The organism is Methylobacterium iners (assembly GCF_022179305.1).
Taxonomy (GTDB): Bacteria; Pseudomonadota; Alphaproteobacteria; order Rhizobiales; family Beijerinckiaceae; genus Methylobacterium; species Methylobacterium iners.
On record NZ_BPQP01000030.1, the window covers coordinates 101,676 to 119,774 of the forward strand.

18 protein-coding genes are annotated in these 18,099 nt (G+C 68.4%); 12 read left to right on the plus strand and 6 right to left on the minus strand.

Features of this window, described 5'->3' with window-relative positions:
- Nucleotides 1–76: 76 nt before the first annotated feature.
- Complete coding sequence (locus MFF55_RS10710) at nt 77–1,369, plus strand: nicotinate phosphoribosyltransferase (RefSeq protein ID WP_238244071.1); 1,293 nt, start codon at nt 77–79, stop codon at nt 1,367–1,369.
- A 9-nt stretch (nt 1,370–1,378) separates the two neighbouring features.
- On the opposite strand, the gene MFF55_RS10715 is transcribed toward MFF55_RS10710, so the two are convergent.
- The gene (locus tag MFF55_RS10715; protein WP_373874783.1) at nt 1,379–2,464 is read right to left on the minus strand and encodes a methyl-accepting chemotaxis protein; all 1,086 of its coding nucleotides are present in this window, start codon (nt 2,462–2,464) and stop codon (nt 1,379–1,381) included.
- 308 nt (nt 2,465–2,772) lie between these two features.
- Here MFF55_RS10715 and MFF55_RS10720 point away from each other — a divergent pair, with 308 nt between their 5' ends.
- Both MFF55_RS10720 and hisN read left to right on the plus strand, forming a co-directional pair.
- The gene (locus MFF55_RS10720) at nt 2,773–4,701 is read left to right on the plus strand and encodes an AI-2E family transporter (RefSeq protein WP_238244072.1); all 1,929 of its coding nucleotides are present in this window, start codon (nt 2,773–2,775) and stop codon (nt 4,699–4,701) included.
- A 77-nt stretch (nt 4,702–4,778) separates the two neighbouring features.
- The gene (hisN, locus tag MFF55_RS10725) at nt 4,779–5,567 is read left to right on the plus strand and encodes a histidinol-phosphatase (protein WP_238244073.1); all 789 of its coding nucleotides are present in this window, start codon (nt 4,779–4,781) and stop codon (nt 5,565–5,567) included.
- Nucleotides 5,568–5,618: 51 nt separating this feature from the next.
- Here the strand turns inward: hisN and MFF55_RS10730 are convergent, their stop codons facing one another.
- On the minus strand, nt 5,619–6,608 hold the full coding sequence (locus MFF55_RS10730) for an alpha/beta fold hydrolase (protein WP_238244074.1): 990 nt from the start codon (nt 6,606–6,608) through the stop codon (nt 5,619–5,621).
- Between the two features lie 194 nt (nt 6,609–6,802).
- On the opposite strand from MFF55_RS10730, the gene MFF55_RS10735 reads away from it, so the two are divergent.
- A complete protein-coding gene (locus tag MFF55_RS10735) occupies nt 6,803–7,276 on the plus strand; it encodes an Hsp20 family protein (RefSeq protein ID WP_238244075.1) in 474 nt (157 codons plus the stop codon).
- Nucleotides 7,277–7,332: 56 nt separating this feature from the next.
- On the opposite strand, the gene MFF55_RS10740 is transcribed toward MFF55_RS10735, so the two are convergent.
- On the minus strand, nt 7,333–7,629 hold the full coding sequence (locus MFF55_RS10740) for a hypothetical protein (protein ID WP_238244076.1): 297 nt from the start codon (nt 7,627–7,629) through the stop codon (nt 7,333–7,335).
- A 90-nt stretch (nt 7,630–7,719) separates the two neighbouring features.
- Nucleotides 7,720–8,163: an RNA polymerase subunit sigma-70 gene (locus MFF55_RS10745; protein ID WP_238244077.1), complete on the minus strand. Its 444-nt coding sequence runs from the start codon at nt 8,161–8,163 to the stop codon at nt 7,720–7,722.
- A gap of 205 nt (nt 8,164–8,368) precedes the next feature.
- Here MFF55_RS10745 and kdoO point away from each other — a divergent pair, with 205 nt between their 5' ends.
- The 3 genes from kdoO (at nt 8,369) to hemC (ending at nt 10,567) form a co-directional block, all read left to right on the plus strand.
- On the plus strand, nt 8,369–9,232 hold the full coding sequence (kdoO, locus tag MFF55_RS10750; protein WP_238244078.1) for a Kdo hydroxylase KdoO: 864 nt from the start codon (nt 8,369–8,371) through the stop codon (nt 9,230–9,232).
- A 27-nt stretch (nt 9,233–9,259) separates the two neighbouring features.
- Nucleotides 9,260–9,559: an antibiotic biosynthesis monooxygenase family protein gene (locus MFF55_RS10755; RefSeq protein ID WP_238244079.1), complete on the plus strand. Its 300-nt coding sequence runs from the start codon at nt 9,260–9,262 to the stop codon at nt 9,557–9,559.
- 84 nt (nt 9,560–9,643) lie between these two features.
- Nucleotides 9,644–10,567 carry a hydroxymethylbilane synthase gene (gene hemC / locus MFF55_RS10760; RefSeq protein WP_238244080.1) on the plus strand — a complete coding sequence of 308 codons (924 nt, stop codon included), beginning with the start codon at nt 9,644–9,646 and terminating at the stop codon, nt 10,565–10,567.
- A gap of 200 nt (nt 10,568–10,767) precedes the next feature.
- Here hemC and MFF55_RS10765 read toward each other — a convergent pair whose 3' ends face one another.
- A complete protein-coding gene (locus MFF55_RS10765; protein WP_238244081.1) occupies nt 10,768–11,829 on the minus strand; it encodes a GSCFA domain-containing protein in 1,062 nt (353 codons plus the stop codon).
- A gap of 98 nt (nt 11,830–11,927) precedes the next feature.
- Between MFF55_RS10765 and MFF55_RS10770 the strand changes: the two genes are divergently transcribed.
- Complete coding sequence (locus MFF55_RS10770; protein ID WP_373874784.1) at nt 11,928–12,944, plus strand: WcbI family polysaccharide biosynthesis putative acetyltransferase; 1,017 nt, start codon at nt 11,928–11,930, stop codon at nt 12,942–12,944.
- 10 nt (nt 12,945–12,954) lie between these two features.
- On the opposite strand, the gene MFF55_RS10775 is transcribed toward MFF55_RS10770, so the two are convergent.
- Nucleotides 12,955–13,350, minus strand: a complete 396-nt coding sequence (locus MFF55_RS10775; RefSeq protein ID WP_238244083.1) for a response regulator — start codon at nt 13,348–13,350, stop codon at nt 12,955–12,957.
- A gap of 391 nt (nt 13,351–13,741) precedes the next feature.
- Between MFF55_RS10775 and pal the strand changes: the two genes are divergently transcribed.
- The 4 genes from pal to ftsH all read left to right on the plus strand — a co-directional run.
- Nucleotides 13,742–14,242 (plus strand): peptidoglycan-associated lipoprotein Pal, encoded by a 501-nt coding sequence (gene pal / locus MFF55_RS10780; RefSeq protein WP_238244084.1) that lies wholly within the window; start codon nt 13,742–13,744, stop codon nt 14,240–14,242.
- Between the two features lie 85 nt (nt 14,243–14,327).
- Nucleotides 14,328–15,284, plus strand: coding sequence for a tol-pal system protein YbgF (ybgF, locus tag MFF55_RS10785; protein ID WP_238244085.1), 957 nt, complete (start codon nt 14,328–14,330; stop codon nt 15,282–15,284).
- The gene (tilS, locus tag MFF55_RS10790; RefSeq protein WP_373874785.1) at nt 15,272–16,279 is read left to right on the plus strand and encodes a tRNA lysidine(34) synthetase TilS; all 1,008 of its coding nucleotides are present in this window, start codon (nt 15,272–15,274) and stop codon (nt 16,277–16,279) included. The genes ybgF and tilS overlap by 13 nt, the downstream gene beginning before the upstream one ends.
- A gap of 136 nt (nt 16,280–16,415) precedes the next feature.
- Nucleotides 16,416–18,099, plus strand: a 1,684-nt coding sequence (ftsH, locus tag MFF55_RS10795; RefSeq protein WP_238244087.1) for an ATP-dependent zinc metalloprotease FtsH, incomplete at its 3' end; no start/stop codon positions are given.

Below are 18,099 nucleotides of genomic sequence, written 5' to 3' on the forward strand. Positions count from 1 at the left end.
CGGATTGACTTGAGCGGCCCCCGCATGTGCCTCTAGGCGCGGCGGGCGGCTCGACCCGCGGTCGGCGTACCTCCCCATGCTCGATCTCGCGACGCGGGTTCACAACCACAACTTCAAGATCGACCCGATTATCCGGTCGCTGCTCGACACGGATTTCTACAAGCTCCTGATGGCGCAGACGATCTTCCGCCGCCATCGGGACACCCGCGTCACCTTCGGCATCCAGAACCGGAGCCGCTCGCTGCGCCTCGCCGACGTCGTCGATATGGGGGAGTTGCGCGAGCAACTCGATCACGCCCGTTCCGTCGGCCTCAGCCGCGGCGAATCCACCTGGCTGCGCGGCAACACCTTCTACGGCCGCAGGCAGATGTTCTCGGCCGAGTTCATGGAATGGCTGGAGGGCTTCCGGCTGCCCGACTACGAGCTCGAGGTCCGCGACGGGCAGTACGTCCTCACCTTTCATGGACCCTGGCTCGAGACCACGATGTGGGAGGTGCCCGCGCTCGCAATTCTCAACGAGTTGCGGGCGCGCGGCGTGCTGCGGGCGTTGAGCAAGTTCGAGCTGCAAGTCCTCTACGCCCGCGGGATGACGCGGGTCTGGGAGAAGATCGAGCGGCTGAAGCGCCTGCCCGAACTTTCGATCGCGGATTTCGGGACGCGGCGGCGCCACGGCTACCTCTGGCAGGATTGGTGCGTCGAGGCGATGCGGGCAGGACTAGGCGAGGCCTTCCTCGGCACCTCGAACTGCCTCATCGCCATGCGCCGCGAGGTCGAGGCCGTCGGCACGAACGCGCACGAACTGCCGATGGTCTATTCGGCACTGGCCGAGGACGACGCGGCGCTGGCGCGAGCGCCCTACGCGGTGCTGGCCGATTGGCAGCAGGATTATGCCGGCAACCTGCTGGTGATGCTTCCCGACACCTACGGGACCACCGGCTTCTTGAAGAACGCGCCCGACTGGCTGAGCGCCTGGACGGGCATCCGCATCGATTCGAAGGAGCCGATCGCCGGCGGCGATGAGGCGATCGCCTGGTGGCTCCGCCGCGGCTCCGATCCGCGCGAGAAGCTCGCGATCTTCTCGGACGGGCTCGACATCGACGACATTGAGCGGATCCACGGACACTTCCACGGACGCCTGCGGATCGGCTACGGCTGGGGCACGCTGCTGACGAACGATTTCCGCGGGCTCGTTGCGGAGGGGCGCCTCGATCCGATCTCGATCGTCTGCAAGGTGATCGAGGCGGAGGGACGTCCGGCGGTGAAGATCTCCGACAACCCGAGCAAGGCGATCGGACCCGAGGCGGAAGTCGCACGCTACAGCCGCGTGTTCGGCGTGGGCGTGCAGGAGGCGTTGCCCGTCGTGGTGTGAGGCCTCCTCTCAGGCCGGTTCCTGAACGATTGCACCGTACCAGCCAAGACCCCGATAGGTTTCGTAGCCCGGCGTGCGATGGAACGCGGTGACGATCCCGGACTGGGCGTCGCGGTCCGCGCCGCTGGCGCGGCTGCCCGGGTCGAAGGTCAGGGTCTCCGTCAGAATTCCCCGTCCGTCGCAGGCCGCGAGGACGCGCCGGTGGGAATCGACGAGGAGCACGCGCGTGCGACCGCGGTTTTCGTGTGCGACGCGCACGCCCTCGACGATGGCCCGTGCCTGCGGCTCCCAATCGAAATGGATCGCCAGCACGCCGAGCGGCTTGCCCGACGTGGCTCCGCCGGCGCGGATGCTCGCGCAGTAGGTGGCGACTTGCGCGCCACCCAAAGCGGACTGAACCGCGACGTCGGCGGCGATATAGGCGTCGCCGTTCGCGAGGGCCGCCGCCTGCCGGAACCAGATCTCGCCGGAGACATTCTGGCCGATCAGACCAGGGTAACGGTCGGGTCGTCCATGGGCGATGATCCTTCCGCCAAGATCGCAGAGCCAGAGGTCGAGGTAGACGGTGTAGGCGCCGAGGATCACGCCGAGACGCTGGTTTGCGTAGGCCGTGCGTTCGAGCGTTGGCTCGGCCGCGCAATCGACGATCGCGGTGTCGGTCGCCCACCAGCGCACGTCGCAGGTGCGCTCGTAGAGGTTCCGGTCGATGAGCTCGACGGCGTTGAGCGCGAGGTCGATCATGCGGTCGTTCTGCGAGGAATCCGAAAAGGCCTGGACCCGACCCTGAAGTTCCGCGATGCGGTCCGAGACTTCCGCCTCGAGCGCCCGGGCCACCGCCTCGACCTCTGCGCCGATGGAACGGACCTCCTGGGCGACGACCGAGAAGCCGCGGCCGAGCTCGCCGGCGCGGGCGGCCTCGATCAGGGCGTTCAAGGCCAGTATCTTGACCTGCCCGGTGATGCCCTGAATGCGCCGGCTCTTGTCGGCGGAGACCCGTTTCAGCTGCGCGATCTCGTCGGCGATGGCCTTCAGGCCGGTGCCGCCCGTTGTGTCGACCCGCGACGATGAAGATTTGATCCCCGTTTTGGAAGTCACCACCTGCAAGCCCCGGTTGATCAACTCCTCGTGTCTGATCCAGGTTTGGTCAGCAAGGTTTACAATTCTCTAAATTATCAGCCGGCCGCGCTCCCGAAACGTTGAATTTTGCACGTTTGGCGAGCGTGCTGATTATTTGTGCAACTTAGATGCGCTGCTCTCGTTCGGTGTTCAGCCCAAAAGGCTCGGCCGATCACGGATTCGTCAGAATTGCCGAGCCTCGGGCGGATCGTTTCCCGTCACCCGGGGTTCCTCCGGCGGCTGCCCCTCTCGTGGAAGCGGCTACGTGACGTCGAGGCGAAAACCGGATGCTGACGAGACCGAAGCCTCTCCTCACCCCGCCCCGTGCAACGCGGGTCGCGGCGGTCGAGGCCCCGCCACCAGCCCTCGCCTCGTCGCTCATCGTTGCCGGGCTGATCGTGGCCGGACTCTATTTCGGGCGCGAGGTGCTGATCCCGATCGCCATCGCGATCCTGCTCTCCTTCGTGCTCGGACCGCTCGTCAACCTCTTGCGGAAGCTCCATTTCGGCCGCTTCTTCGCGGTCGCGACCTCGGTCCTGCTGACCCTCGGCGTGGTCGGCGCGCTCGGCACTCTCATCGGCGTCCAACTCGCCGATCTGGCCGGCGACGTGCCGCGCTACCGCTACACGATCGAGCGCAAGGTCGAGGGCCTGCGCGACAGCCCGATCGGTCGGGCCACGGATTATGTCTCCAATATCGGCCGCTCGATGCGCCAGCCTGAGGGCGAGGCCGAGAAGCCCGAGCCGGCCCCAGCAGATGCGAGTGCGCCGCCGGTCAAGCCCGTGCTCGTCGAGGTGCGCGAGCGTCAGCCGAGCCCGATCGAGATGGCGGGCACGATCCTGTCGCCGGTGCTTCATCCCCTCGCGACGATCGGCATCGTCTTCATCGTGGTCCTCTTCCTGCTGATGCAGCGAGAGGATCTGCGCGATCGCATGATCCGGCTCGCGGGATCGAGCGACCTGCACCGGACCACCGTGGCGATGGACGACGCCGCGCGGCGCTTGAGCCGGTACTTCCTGGTCCAGCTCGCGCTCAATGCCAGCTTCGGCGTCGTGGTGGGTGTCGGCCTGACGCTGATAGGCGTGCCGAACCCGGTGCTCTGGGGCATCTTCTCGGCCGTGATGCGGTTCGTGCCCTATATCGGCGCCGTCCTCTCGGCGGTGTTCCCCCTGGCCATCGCCGCCGCCGTCGATCCGGGTTGGTCGATGGTCATCGCGACCCTGATCCTGTTCCTCGTGATCGAACCTCTCGTCGGCCACTTCATCGAGCCGATGCTCTACGGGCACTCCACGGGCATGTCGCCCTTCGCGGTGCTGGTCTCCGCCCTGTTCTGGACCTGGCTGTGGGGACCCGTCGGCCTCCTGCTCTCGACGCCGCTCACCGTGTGCCTCGTGGTGCTCGGGCGCCACGTCGAGAAGCTGGAATTTCTCGACATCCTGTTCGGCAACAGGCCGGCCCTGACGCCGGTGGAGAACTTCTACCAACGCATTCTCGCGGACGACCCTGAGGAGGCGCAGGAGCACGCCGACCTTCTTCTGCATAAATGCTCTCTGCCGGCCTATTACGACGAGGTCGTGCTCAAGGGGCTGGAGCTCGCCGCCCGGGACGCCGTGCGCGGCGTGCTCACCGCCAAGCAGAAGACCGACATTCGCGCCTCGATCAGCGAGCTGATCGCGGAGATGGAGGAGCGCGAGAACCTCGTCGCAGACCCTTGCGAATCCTCCCCCCTGCCCGGGGAAATCCCTGCGCCCTGGCGGGAGAAGGGCGCCGTGCTGTGCGTCGCCGGCCGCAGCTTCATCGACGAGGCGGCCTGCGCGATCCTCGCTCAGCTGCTGGCGCGGCGGGGCGTCGGCACCCGGGTCGTACCCTTCTCGGACGTGGCGCGCGCCAACATCACGAATTTCGAACCGGGCCCTGCCCGCATGGTCTGCATCGTCTCGCTGGCGATCAGCGGAGAGCCAACCCATCTGCGCCGGCTCGTCGGCCGGTTGAGGCGGCGGGTGTCCGAGGCGCGGGTCGTCGTCGGCCTGTGGCAGGCGGATGACGACGCGCTGTCCGACGACGCACAGCGTCGTGCGGTCGGCGCGGACGAATTTGTGGCCTCCTTCCGTTCCGCCGTGGAGACCGTCCTGGCCGCGGCGACGGCAGACACGCCGCAGACCAGGGCGAGCGCGGCTCCGCCGCGCGCCGTCAGTCCGGCGACCGTCGATGCTTGAGGCTTGACGCCGCGGGCGCGACATCGCTTCGTTCGCGCGAACCGGTGCGCGAGGCGCGGATCGTCAGGAGCAGCCCCATGAGCGTCGTCGATCTCGCCCGCTTCATGGACGACCTCGCCACCGAATCCGGCCACGCGATCCTGCCCTTCTTCCGCGCGGCCTTCGGCCTGGAGGACAAGGGGCGTGCGGGTGGTGGCTTCGATCCGGTCACCGAGGCGGACCGCGCCGCCGAAGTGTCGCTGCGCAATATGATCCGGCGAACTTTTCCGACGCACGGCATCATCGGCGAGGAGTTCGGCTCGGACCACCCGGAGGCCGAGTGCACCTGGGTGCTTGATCCGATCGACGGGACCCGGGCCTTCATCGCCGGGCTTCCGAGCTGGGGGACCTTGATCGGCCTCATGCATCAGGGCGTGCCGGTGCGCGGCCTCATGCACCAGCCCTATCTGGGGGAGCGCTTTTCTGGGGACGGCGCGCACGCGCTGTTCCGGGGGCCGCGCGGCGAGCGGGACCTCCGGACGCGGCGGTGCGAAGGCCTTGCGGAGGCCCTGCTCGCGACCACCGATCCGAGGCTCTTCGCCGAGGGTGCCGAGCGGGAAGGCTTCGGCCGGGTCGAGGCGGCTGTCCGGATGTCGCGCTACGGCACCGACTGCTACGCTTATTGCATGCTGGCGGCCGGCCAGATCGACCTCGTGGTGGAGGCTGGGCTGAAGCCCCACGACATTGTCGCCTTGATCCCGATCATCGAGGGCGCGGGCGGCGTCGTGACGACGTGGGAGGGCGGCCCGGCGGCGGCTGGCGGCCGCATCGTTGCGGCCGGCGATCGAGGGCTGCACGCGGCCGCGATGGCCATGCTCAACGGGTGAGGGAACGGGCCAGCCCGGCATCGTGCGGGCTGAGCGCGCCGTATAGCGCCCTCAGACCCGCGCCTCCGCCGCTGCGCCAATCCTTTCCCTGTCGAACGGCTCGCTGCCTGGAATGAAGGCGTCGAAGGCGGCCCAGAAATCCTCTCGGACCGCATCGCGCTCGGACAGGATTTCGTGTCGGGCGCCGGGCAGCAGGATGAGATCGCCGGTCCGCAGCGCGGCGGCGAAGCGCTCCGTCTCGGCCGTGCCGCAGACCGGATCGGCACCGGCCGCGACGATCAGGGTCGGGATGGCGATGGCGGGCGCCACCCGCCGGTCGTTCAGCCGCGCCATGGCCCGGAAGGCCGAGGCGGCCCAGGCGATACTCGGATCGCCCACCGCGCCGGCCCCGACCTGCCGTGCGGCATCGGCGTTGCGGGCGTAGCGGTTGGGGTCGGTCGAGAGCCGATTGCCCGCGAAGGGCTTCGTCGCCATCGACGTTCCGTTGCCAAAGAAGATGTAGCGACGCCCGAGGCCCAGCCGGTGCATTGCCCGGGCAAGGAGGCCGGCAGCCGTCGAAAAGCGCACCATCCGGATGGAGAGCATCGGCGCCACGGTGACGATGCGCCGGAACGGCAGCCAACCCTCGAAAGCCCCGGTGAGAGCGATCGCACCGCCCATCGAGTGGGCGAGGCAGAAATGCGGCTCGGGCAACAGTGGGCGCAAGATGGAATCCCGCACGGCCATGAGGTCGCGGCGGTAATCGTCGAAGCGTGCGACGTGGCCCTTATGCGGATCGGTGACCTGCCGTCCGGATTCGCCTTGCCCCCGCCAGTCGAAGGCGACGACGGCCAAGCCGCGCCGGCGCAAGTCGCCGATCGTCTCGTAGTACTTCTCGATGAACTCGGCCCGGCCCTGCAAGAGACAGACGGTTCCCCTCACGTTTCGCGTGGTCGGGCGCCAATGGGCGGCCCGCAGCTCGACGCCGTCATCCGCCCGCAGCGAGACGAGGACGCCGCCGGGCGGGACCGGGTTGCCGGGTGTGGAGTTGAGCGTCAGCATCGGGGTAGCCAAGCCTCAGCAGGTAACGATCGCAAAGGACCCTCGAAAAATCCTGCGGGAACGGCGTGTCCAGGCTCTTGAAGCCCGTCCGCGCGCCCCCGATATTTGTTCTGTGCCGGCCAATATGGCGGCGCAAGGGTCCGGCCCTCGGGCGGACCACACCTATGCATGTTGCTTCTTAAGGAGGATATGTAATGCGTCAGTTCGATCTTGCTCCCCTCTATCGCTCCACCGTCGGCTTCGATCGCCTGTTTTCGGCCCTCGACCAGTTCGTCGCGTCCGATGCGGTTCCGACCTATCCGCCCTACAACATCGAGCGCACCGGCGAGAACGCCTACCGGATCACGGTGGCGGTTGCCGGCTTCACGGATTCCGATCTCTCGATCGAGGTCAAGGAGAATGCGCTGACGCTGAAGGGTGAGCGCAAGGGCGACGCGAACCGCAAGGTTGAGGTTCTGCACCAGGGCATCGCCGCCCGCGGCTTCGAGCGCCGGTTCCAGCTCGCCGACTACGTCCAGGTGACGGGCGCGGTGCTGGAGAACGGCCTCCTCCACATCGATCTCGTCCGCGAGATTCCGGAGGCGAAGAAGCCGCGTCAGATCCAGATCGCCTCGGGCCGTCCCACGAACGCTCCGGTGATCGAAGGTTCGGTGCAGCAGGCAGCCTGATCGCGGCCTTCCTGTAAGGGGAGCGCCCCGGCCATTAGGCCGGGGCGTTTTCATGTTCAGAAGTTCCCGAAGCGATCCCCGCGTCCGGGCTCCTTGCAGCGGTAGCCGATGAAGCAGCCCGGCTCATCGCGGGTCGGCACGAAGGCGCGCGTCGTGATTTCCGTTGCCTCGCAGAAGCCGCGGTCGCGCACGAAGCGGTCGTACGTCGCCCCACCCGTGCCGAGCACGACGCCGCCCTGTTGTGAGACCGTCGCGCGTGCCTGCCGGCACGACATGTCGACCGTGGAGGGGCGCTGGGCCTGGGCGGCTGAAGCCGCGAAGGTGATACTGGCCGCAAGGGCGATGCGGAGCATGGTGGCGTTCCCGTTGGTTCGCACGCCCGATGCGCGATATCGACGGAAACCCCGGATCGGGGAGGCCCGGTTCCCCGATCCTCAAGGCCGTTAGAGGTCGCCGAACACGAACTGGCCCTGGGGGCCGGGGCGCTTCGGCTTGGCGCCCGATTTCGCCGCCTTGGCGGAGGCAAGTGCGGGTGGTCGCTTCGGCTTGGGATCGCCGCGCATTCGCGCCTTGGCACGGTCGCGGGCCACCGCCTCCGGTGCGTGCGGATCGTCGTTCAGCCACTTGCCGCGCTTGATCACCTCGTTCACGCGGCCCTGGTTGACGCCGACCTTGAAGGCGATTTCCTGCTGCGTCATGCCCGTGGAGGCGTGAAGGTCGAGGATCGCTCGGGCGAGCTCCGGCGTCATCTTCTGGCCGGTCAGGCGCCGGGCTGGTTTTACCGTGCGGGTGGCGCGGTCGCGCTCGCGCAGGCGCTCGAGCAGGGCAAGCGCCATGTGCATGCCGTGCTCCCGCAGCGCCTCCTCGAATTCCTTCAACGTCGCCATCGGCGCCTTCCTCGAGGCCGGAACAAACCCGGATCGTCGATCAACGTGCGCGGGAAGTCCGCGGTTTCCGGCGGATCGTTGGGCCTGACACTTCCTCCTGGCAACCGGCACGCGGCTTCATCCACCGGAAATCACGGGCGCTTGGAAACGAGGCACCCCTTCGGCTACACGGCGCTCAAGACCAAGGCCGTCAGGATACAGCCCCATGATCAGTCCGATCCTCACCGTGCCCGAAGCGGGCGCGAGCCCCGGCGCCCCGCTGGTGGATGCCCTGGAAGGCGGCGCGGTCCTCGTCTTTCCGTCTCTCGACTTTCCGCTCGACGCCTTCGAGCAGCGCTTCGTCGAACGCCCCTTCGCGGACGGCAAGGCGAAGAACGTGAACATCCGGGGCGAGGCGGCGACGCTGAAGGGGGCGGCCGGCACTGAGGAGGAGCAGGCACGGCTGCGCGACCTTCTGATCCGCTATCGCGCCTTCGCCAGGGACCTGATCGAGCGGCACCTGCCCGCCTATGCGGGCAAGGTCTCCTTCGCCGGCACCTCCTACCGGCCCTTCGACGTCGACCAGCGCAAGCTGAGCTGGCGGCGCGACGACACCCGGCTTCATGTCGACGCCTTCCCCTCGAACCCGATCGGCGAGAAGCGCATTCTTCGGATCTTCCGCAATATCAACCCGAACGGTCAGTCGCGCCTCTGGCGGGTCGGCGAGGATTTCGGGTCGATGGCCGAGAAATTCCTGCCGCGCCTGCCCGGCTACTCGCCGCTCTCGGCCCGGCTGCTGTCCGCCCTGCGGATCACCAAGGCGCGGCGCTCGGAATATGATCATCTCATGCTTCACCTGCACGACGCGCTGAAGCAGGACATGACCTATCAGGGCTCGGCGCCACAGGCGGACGTGGAGTTCGCGCCCGGCCAGACCTGGGTGACCTTCTCCGACCTCGTGATGCACGGGGCGATGGGCGGCCGCTACATGCTGGAGCAGACGGCCTACCTCGCCGTCGCCGATCAGGTCGACCCCGAGCGGAGCCCGCAGCGCATCCTGGCGCGCAAGCTCGGGCGGCCTCTCCAGTAGAACTCAATCCAACGAGGCAGGCAGCCGATGATCCTCGAAATCGCACAGATCGACGTGAAGGCCGGGATGGAGGCCCAGTTCGAAGCCGGCATCGCCGAGGCGGCCAAGCTCTTCCGGCGCGCCAAGGGCTGCCGCTCCTTCGCTGTGCGCCGCTCCTTGGAGAAGCCCCAGCGCTACCGCCTTCTCATCGAGTGGGAGACGCTGGAGGATCACACCATCGGCTTCACCCAGTCTCAGGACTGGAAGGATTACCGGGCGATGGTCTCGCCCTGCTTCGAGGCGCCGCCCAGCGTGGAGCACACGGAGCTGACGCTGCAGGCATTCTGAACAGGGCGGGCGTCCAGCCAAGGTGACACGCGGGCGGGGAGACCGTACCAAGACGTGTCAGTTTTCGTGACGAGTGCCCCCGCCATGCTTCAGCGTCCTCTCCGCATCGGTACCCGCGGCAGCCCGATGGCGCTGGCGCAGACCGGAATGGTCCGCGACAAGATCGTGGCGGCCAATCCCGGTCTCGAGACGGAGATCGTCGTGGTCAACACGGTGGCCGACCGCATCCTCGACCGGCCGCTCTCCGAGATCGGAGGCAAGGGCCTGTTCACGAAGGAGCTGGAGCAGGCCCTCTACGCGGACGTGGTCGACGTTGCCGTCCACTCGATGAAGGACGTGGAAACCTGGCTGCCCGAGGGACTGATCATCGCCTGCATCCTCGAGCGCGACGACCCGCGCGACGCCTTCCTATCGACGCGGGCGCAGGGCTTCGCCGGCCTCCCCGCGGGGTCGCGCGTCGGGACCTCCTCCCTCAGACGCGCGGCGCAGGTGCTCATGCGCCGGCCCGACCTCACGATCGTGCCCCTGCGCGGCAACGCCAACACCCGGATGCGCAAGCTCGAGGAAGGCACCTGCGACGCGACCCTGCTGGCGCTCTGCGGGCTGGAGCGCCTCGGGATGGCCGACATGGCCCGCAGCGTCCTCTCCGTCGAGGAGATGCTGCCCGCCGTGGCGCAGGGCGCCCTCGGCATCGAGTGCCGGGAAGCCGATGCCGACGTTCGCGCCCTGCTGGCGCCGCTCGCCTCGCCCAGGGCGACCGCGGAACTGGCGGCCGAGCGCGGTCTTCTGGCCGAGCTCGACGGCTCCTGCCGCACGCCGATCGCGGCGCTCGCCCGGATCGACGGCGACACGCTGGCGCTGGACGGCCTGCTGTTCCTGCCCGATGGCAGCGCCCATTGGGGCACGCAGCGTTCCGGCTCGGTGGCGGACGCCGCGCGGATCGGGCGTGAAGCGGGCGAGGAGCTGAAGCGGGCGGCCGGCGATACCTACGCCCGGCACCTGCAATAAGGCGATGTTCGGGGCCGTCCTTTCCCGGACGCCTGGAGCGTCAGCGGAAGGTGATCCGGGATCCAGCGAATGAGTGCCGCGTCAGCGGCTCATGGCTGAAGGCGCAGGGTTCGGACGCTTCGCGGCTTCTCGTGCTGGGCCCCGGATCGGGGTCCGCTTCGCTCCACCCGTCCGGGGAAGGGCCTTGAGTATCGAAGGGATCACGCCACGCTGCGCTCGATCTCCTCCTCGTCGCAGATGACGCCGGCCGTGCTCTCGAACTCCCCGGCGACCCCGATCGCCGCGCGCGCCGGCTCGGCCCGGTCCTGCGCGAAGGTCGCGAGGAACGAGCGCATGACATGGCGCACGCCGGCATCCGTGATCGTGCGCTGGTCGTCGTTGTAGTAGCGCCCCGCATTCACGTTGCTGGTGACGATGTCGTAGGCCGGGAAATAGACGACCCGCGGGTCGCCGGACGCGCAGACCTCGCCGGCCGCCACGCGCAGCACGGATTTCGAGTAGCTGTTCGAGACCATGACGTGCCGGTCCATGTAGGTCGCGATCATCGGCACCGGGGAGACCGTGAAGATGACTCGCGCGGCCGGGTTCACGCTCCAGAGCCGGTCGAGGAAGCCCTGGAGGTCGCCGAGCACCTCGGCGGCGCCGGCATTGACGCATTCGTAGATCTCGGGGTCGAAGGTCCCGCCCGCGACGCCCGGCGCCAGCGGCAGCGCGGCCCCGTCCAAGCGGCAGCGCCAGCCTTCGGTGAGCCCCAGCGTCAGGACGAAGACGTCGAGGGTCCGAAAGAGCTCGCGGACCTGCGCGAAATGCTCCTCCCGCGCGGCCACGACCTCGTCCTCCGTTGCGAAGCCGGCGGGCTCCACGGTGGGGCGGAACGGATCGACGTAGCGCCCGTCCTCGCGCAGCCAGGCCTTCAGGTCCGGCTCGAAGGTGCCGAAGGCCCGGTCGAAGAGCTGTGTGAACTGGCGGGTGTAGTAGAGATTGCCGTAGCGGGCCGAGAAGGTGCCGAACTGGCGGTCGCGCCCCGCCTCGGCGCTCGTGCCGGCGGGCGCGGCCTCCGTGACGTAGTAGTTGAACCCGGCCTCGCGCAGGGCGTCGGCCACCCGCTGGGCGAAGCAGGAGCCGCCGGTCGCGACCTTGTCGGTCCGGCTGATGGCGAAGGTGTCCCGCGGTCGCGGATCGACGGCGAAGGGGGGCACGTTGGTGACGACCTTGCGCCAGAACCGCTCGGCCGGTAGACCGCTATAGGGGTTGCTCGGCATCGACGACCCTCTCCCTCACCGGCTCCGTGCCAAGACGCGGACCGCTTTGAACGGCCTTGTCCCCGCAAAACCCGGCACTTTCCTTGGCGCTGCACAGATTGCCCCGGCGCGCGCTCAACGCGATCAGCTTGTCGGCGCCATCCTGGGCGAGACCGTGGCGCAAGGCCAGACTCGCTGCCCCTGCCCGGCTCGGTCCGAAGATCGCCGTGATCGGCAATTGTCAAGCGCGCGGCGTTGCGCAGGCCATGCGCCTGATGGCGCCGCAGAGCCCCGTGACCTTCGTGCCGATGGCGACCCTGAGGCAGGATTACGGCGACGCCGATGGCCTCGCCCGGAGCCTTTCGGGCTACGACCACGTCTTCTCGCAGTTCTTTCCGCCCGACCTCATTCCCGGCGGCTTCGTCGGCCTGCGCGAGCGCGACCCGCGCCTGCGCCCCTTCCCGACGATCGTCTTTCCCGCCTTCCATCCCGACATGGTCTATGCCGGCGCGGTGTCGAGCCTTGCCGCCCTGAAGCTCGCGCCCTCGCCGATGGGGCAGTACCATTCCGCCATCGCGCTCTGCGCTCACAGGCTCGGACTGAGCGTGGACCAGACGATCACGCTCTATCGCGAGGATGTCTTCCTTCGGCTCGGCTACCTCGATGCCTGGGACGATTCCGTACGGGATCTCCTGGCGAGCGCCGCTCAGGTCGGGTTTTCCCTCGACCAGGAGCTGGCGCGTTGGCCACGGCGCGGGAGCTTCATGCACGTGCTGAACCACCCCAAGGCCTTCGTGATCGGCGACATCGCCCGGCGTCTCCTCAAGGAAAGCGGCTTCGATCCCGAGCCCGTGGAGGTCGAGGATTATCTCGGCGACGAACTGGCGCGAGACGTGGTCTGGCCCGTCTATCCGCCGATCGCGGAGACCTACGGCCTGACCGGCTCCTATCTCTTCAAGATGAAGCCCGCCGAGGGCACCTTCCCGCGGCTCTATGACCTGAGAGGCTTCCTCGCACAGAGCTTCTCGATCTATGACGGCCTGACGTCGGAGGCACTCGCCTGCACGCGGGTGGATGTCTGGCTCGGCACGCCGGAGATCGCCGAGATTTTTGAGACTGCGAAGGCGCGAGCCTGATCCGGGCGGCTCAGCCAGCCGCTTCCATTGGCGCCCGCGCCGTCGTCTGCGCCATCATTTGAGCGATCTCGACGATCTCACGGGTGCGAAGCGGCTTCTGCAGGAACAGGCTGCGTGACACCGGGCTGCGCTCGCGGCGTTCGCCGGCCGAGGCGTAGATCACGGGCCGGTCCGGATGGATCGCCCGATAGGCTTGCGCCACGCTCCAGCCGTCGACGAGGCCGGGCAGGCTGATGTCCGTGAGGAGCCAGTCAATCGCAGCGCCGCGCTGGCGCAGGAGAGTCAGGGCCGCCTCTCCGCTCGAGGCTGCGACGACGCCCACGCCGTGCTGCTCGCACACCGCGGTCAGGGCATCGAGGAGCAGGTAATTGTCCTCGACGATCATGACGTGCGGGCGGGAGGTCATCGGGCAGGTCCGCGCTTGGGCCGGCGGAAAGAAAAGCGAGGAATGGTTAAGCTTGGCTCAACGCCGCCGCTTCGCTTCGGTCGCTTCGTCGACGCGAAGGCTCTCCGCACGGGTGGCGTCCAAGCCTTTGTTGTAGGGCCGCAACGGCTGGGCGGTGGCATGAGCAGGCGTGGCACCGCGCCGCGTCCGCGCCGCATTCTCGGCTCATGCGATCGCATGCTCGCCCCGGCCGAGTGCGCCCTCGCACGCCGCAAGCGGTACGAAACCTTCCGTCAAGGTTGATCGAACCTTCGCTTAACCCGATCACCCTAGAAGAGAGCCTTCCGATCCAAGCGGAAACCCGAAGCGCCGACCGTCGGCCCCCGGTTCCGCCTCAGGAGACCTTGAGACCATGACGACGATTGCGCGCCTCCGCGTGCTCCCGCTGGCGGCGGCCCTCTGCGCCGCGCTCAGCGTGGCCGCCTGCACCAACGACAAGGACCTCGCCGACGCCTCGGGCTTCGGAGCTGGCGCCGCCAGCCCGGGCAGCGCCCAAGATTTCGTGGTCAATGTCGGCGACCGCGTCTTCTTCGAGTCCGACTCGACCGATCTCACGCCGACGGCGACCGCGACCCTCGACAAGCAGGCGCAGTGGCTGCAGCGCTACCCCCGCTACACCTTCCTGATCGAGGGCCATGCCGACGAGCGCGGCACCCGCGAATACAACTTCTCTCTCGGCGCCCGGCGCGCCCAGTCGGTGAACGACTACCTCGCCTCGCGCGGCATCGCCGCCGGCCGCATCCGCACGGTCTCCTACGGCAAGGAGCGGCCGGTGGCGGTCTGCAACGACATCTCCTGCTGGTCGCAGAACCGCCGCGCCGTGACGGTGCTTGATCGCGGCGCCGGCTCGTAACGCTCGCGCGGCCCCAATTTCGCCGCGGGGAGCGGACTTTGCTCCCCGCGTGCTCATACGGAATGATCGACCGGTGCCGACAGCCATGTTCCGCCGCCTGCTTCTCGCGACCTGCCTGATCGCTACGCCGATCGGGGCTTTGGCACAGGATGCATCCGAACTCGTCGTCCGCTTGGGGCGGCTGGAGAACCAGTCGCGCCAGATGGCCGGGCAGATCGAGACGCTGCAGTACGAGAACCGGCAGCTCAAGGAGCAGCTGCGCAAGTTTCAGGAGGACGTCGAGTTCCGCCTGAACGAGGGCAAGGGCGCCAAGCCCGCGCCGGCGCCGTCGGGTACGAACCCGGGCGCGGCGAAGCCGCCCAAGCGCAGCGATGCCTTCGATCCGGAGCAGAATCCCGGTCGCCCGGGAGCGCCCCTCCCCCTTGGGACGACCCCGCCGATTGCGGCGGCTCCGCAACCGGTGGGTACACCCGTCCCGGTCGCGACGCTTCCCCGACCGCCGAGCCTACCCTCGGCGGCTATCGACGGCGACGAGGAGGAGGTCGAACTGACGCCCCCCGGCCTCGGAGGGCCCGTGGACCTGACGCCGCCTTCGCGGGTGCCGACCACGGGCGCTCTGCGCCCGAGCGGCAGCGTGGCCGCGACCGGCACGGGCGATGCCCGCTCCGACTACGACGAGGCTTACGCGTACATCGTCGAGCGCCAGTACGAGCAGGCCGAGATGGGCCTGCGTCGGTTCATCCAATCGCATCCCCGTGACGCCCTGGTGCCGGCGGCGACCTATTGGCTCGGTGAAAGCTACCTGCAGCGCAACCGGAATCGCGAGGCGGCGGAGCAGTTCCTGAAGGTCTCGACCGATTATGCCCGCTCGCCCCAGGCGCCCGAGGCGATGCTGAAGCTCGGTGCCTCGCTCAACGCGCTCGGTGCCCGGGAGCAGGCCTGCGCGACGCTGGCCGAACTCGAGCGCAAGTTCCCTTCCGCCGGCGCGACTGTCCGGCAGGGGGTGGCGCGGGAGCAGAAGCGCGCGCGCTGCGCCGCTTGAGTGCGGACGACCCGCTCGCGCGGGCGCTGCGGCGCTATCTCGATCCTGCGCTCGCCCGAGGCGACGTGCTGCTCGCCGTCTCCGGCGGACCGGATTCCACGGCCCTGATGCACGTCGCGGCGGCGTTCTCGCCGCGGGTTGGTCTATCCGTCGCCACGGTCGACCATGGACTACGCCCTGAGAGCCGTGAAGAGGCGGAAGGCGTGGCCGCCGCCGCCTCGCGGCTCGGACTTCCACACCATCTTCTCGAATGGCGCGGCCCCAAGCCAGCCAGCCGGGTTCAGGCCGAGGCGCGGGACGCCCGATATTGCCTCCTGGCACAATGCGCTCAGGAAATCGGCGCCGTCGTCGTCCTCACCGGCCATACCCAGGACGATCAGGCCGAAACGGTGCTGATGCGCCTCATCGCGGGAAGCGGCCCCGGTGGACTCGCCGGCATGCGGGGGGAGCGGCCGCTGCGACCCGGCATCGATCTCGCCCGCCCCTTCCTGGCCACGCCCAAGGCTGCGCTCGTCGCCTATTGCGAGGCTCATGGCCTCCTCGCCCTGCAGGACCCATCGAACGCCGACGATCGCTTCGCCCGTGTCCGACTGAGAGGGCTCATGCCCCTCCTCGCCCATGAGGGCTTGAGCGTCGAACGGCTTTGCCGCGTCGCCCTCCGAGCCGCACGCGACGACGCGGCCCTGACAGAGGTCGCCCGTTCTGCACTCGCCGCGGCGCGCAGATCCTCCGAAGCCGGCCTCATCCTTGATGGTTCAAGTCTGCGGGGCCTTCCGGAGGCGATCCTCCTGCGGGTCGTGGATGCGGCGATCATGGAGGCCGGCGGCACGGGGCCACTGCGCTTGGAGCGGCTGGAACGGCTCGTCCTCGATGACCTCCTGCCGGCCCTCCGAGCCCGCACGCCCCTGCGCCGGACGCTCCGCGGGATCCTGATCGAGGTGACCCCGGTCGGCAGGTTGAGCTTCCGCCTCGCCCCGCCGCGAAGGGCCGGCTAACCGTCGCCGGAAGGCCTTGCCGCAGGGGTCCCTGTTTTACTTGGCAAGGGTCGGCGCGCTGCCTACATTGGGTCGGAGCGTCCGGAGTAACGCGCGCCTTCGCGCGATGATCGGGCGCTCCCTCAGGGATTGATCGATGAACCCCAACTTCCGCAACTTCGCCTTGTGGGTCGTCATCTTCCTTCTGGTGCTCGCGCTCGTGACCCTGTTCCAGAATCCGGGTCACCGCGGCGGCGGAAGCGAGATCGCCTACAGCCAGCTCCTGAACGACGCGGATGCCGGCAAGATCCAGACGGTCGTGATCTCGGGGCAGGACGTCAGCGGCACCTATGTCGGCGGCGGCAACTTCACGTCCTACGCACCGAACGACCCGATGCTGGTCTCGAAGCTGCAGGGCAAGGGTGTGCAGATCACGGCGCGTCCGCCGTCGGACAACACGCCCTGGTTCATCCAATTGCTGGTGAGTTGGCTGCCGATCCTCGTCTTCATCGGCGCCTGGATCTTCCTCTCGCGCCAGATGCAATCGGGCGCAGGCCGCGCCATGGGCTTCGGCAAGTCGAAGGCCAAGCTCCTCACCGAGGCCTCTGGCCGCGTCAGCTTCGACGACGTGGCGGGCGTCGAGGAGGCGAAGGAGGATCTCCAGGAGATCGTCGAGTTCCTGCGCGACCCCCAGAAGTTTCAGCGGCTCGGCGGGCGCATCCCGCGCGGCGTGCTCCTCGTCGGCCCTCCCGGCACGGGTAAGACCCTGATCGCCCGGGCGGTCGCGGGCGAGGCCAACGTGCCCTTCTTCACGATCTCGGGTTCGGACTTCGTCGAGATGTTCGTCGGTGTCGGTGCGAGCCGTGTCCGCGACATGTTCGAGCAGGCCAAGAAGAACGCGCCCTGCATCATCTTCATCGACGAGATCGACGCGGTCGGCCGCCACCGCGGCGCGGGCTTAGGGGGCGGCAACGACGAGCGCGAGCAGACCCTCAACCAGCTCCTCGTGGAGATGGACGGGTTCGAGGCCAACGAGGGCGTGATCATCATCGCGGCCACCAACCGCCCCGACGTGCTCGACCCGGCCCTGCTGCGCCCGGGCCGGTTCGACCGCCAGATCATGGTGCCGAACCCGGACGTCGTCGGCCGCGAGCGCATCCTGCGCGTCCACGTCCGCAAGGTGCCCCTGGCGCCGGACGTCGACCTCAAGGTCATCGCCCGCGGCACGCCGGGCTTCTCCGGCGCCGACCTGATGAACCTCGTCAACGAATCGGCCCTGCTCGCCGCGCGCCGCGGCAAGCGGATCGTGACGATGCACGAGTTCGAGGACGCCAAGGACAAGGTCATGATGGGCGCCGAGCGGCGCACCCTCGTGATGACCGAGGACGAGAAGCGGCTCACCGCCTACCACGAGGGAGGTCACGCCATCGTCGCCTTCAACGTGCCGGCCACCGATCCCGTCCACAAGGCGACGATCATCCCGCGCGGCCGCGCACTCGGCATGGTCATGCAGCTGCCCGAGCGCGACAAGCTCTCGATGTCGTTCGAGCAGATGACCTCGCGCCTCGCCATCATGATGGGCGGCCGCATCGCCGAGGAGATGACCTTCGGCGCCGACAAGGTGACCTCGGGTGCTCAGTCCGACATCGAGCAGGCGACGCGCCTTGCCCGGATGATGGTCACCCGCTGGGGCTTCTCGCCCGAGCTCGGCACCGTGGCGTACGGCGAGAACAATGACGAGGTCTTCCTCGGCATGTCGATGGGCCGCCAGCAGACGGTCTCGGAGGCCACTGCCCAGAAGATCGACGCGGAAGTTCGCCGCCTCGTCGAGACCGGTCTCG

Bases quoted from the DNA above. Each gene is read 5' to 3' on its own strand.
- kdoO (WP_238244078.1), top strand. From the start codon at position 8,369: ATGATCAGTCCGATCCTCACCGTGCCCGAAGCGGGCGCGAGCCCCGGC.
- hisN (WP_238244073.1), top strand. From the start codon at position 4,779: ATGAGCGTCGTCGATCTCGCCCGCTTCATGGACGACCTCGCCACCGAA.
- MFF55_RS10755 (WP_238244079.1), top strand. From the start codon at position 9,260: ATGATCCTCGAAATCGCACAGATCGACGTGAAGGCCGGGATGGAGGCC.
- pal (WP_238244084.1), top strand. From the start codon at position 13,742: ATGACGACGATTGCGCGCCTCCGCGTGCTCCCGCTGGCGGCGGCCCTC.
- MFF55_RS10710 (WP_238244071.1), top strand. From the start codon at position 77: ATGCTCGATCTCGCGACGCGGGTTCACAACCACAACTTCAAGATCGAC.
- hemC (WP_238244080.1), top strand. From the start codon at position 9,644: ATGCTTCAGCGTCCTCTCCGCATCGGTACCCGCGGCAGCCCGATGGCG.
- MFF55_RS10730 (WP_238244074.1), bottom strand. From the start codon at position 6,608: ATGCTGACGCTCAACTCCACACCCGGCAACCCGGTCCCGCCCGGCGGC.
- MFF55_RS10765 (WP_238244081.1), bottom strand. From the start codon at position 11,829: ATGCCGAGCAACCCCTATAGCGGTCTACCGGCCGAGCGGTTCTGGCGC.
- ybgF (WP_238244085.1), top strand. From the start codon at position 14,328: ATGTTCCGCCGCCTGCTTCTCGCGACCTGCCTGATCGCTACGCCGATC.
- MFF55_RS10745 (WP_238244077.1), bottom strand. From the start codon at position 8,163: ATGGCGACGTTGAAGGAATTCGAGGAGGCGCTGCGGGAGCACGGCATG.
- MFF55_RS10775 (WP_238244083.1), bottom strand. From the start codon at position 13,350: ATGACCTCCCGCCCGCACGTCATGATCGTCGAGGACAATTACCTGCTC.
- MFF55_RS10740 (WP_238244076.1), bottom strand. From the start codon at position 7,629: ATGCTCCGCATCGCCCTTGCGGCCAGTATCACCTTCGCGGCTTCAGCC.
- MFF55_RS10735 (WP_238244075.1), top strand. From the start codon at position 6,803: ATGCGTCAGTTCGATCTTGCTCCCCTCTATCGCTCCACCGTCGGCTTC.
- MFF55_RS10720 (WP_238244072.1), top strand. From the start codon at position 2,773: ATGCTGACGAGACCGAAGCCTCTCCTCACCCCGCCCCGTGCAACGCGG.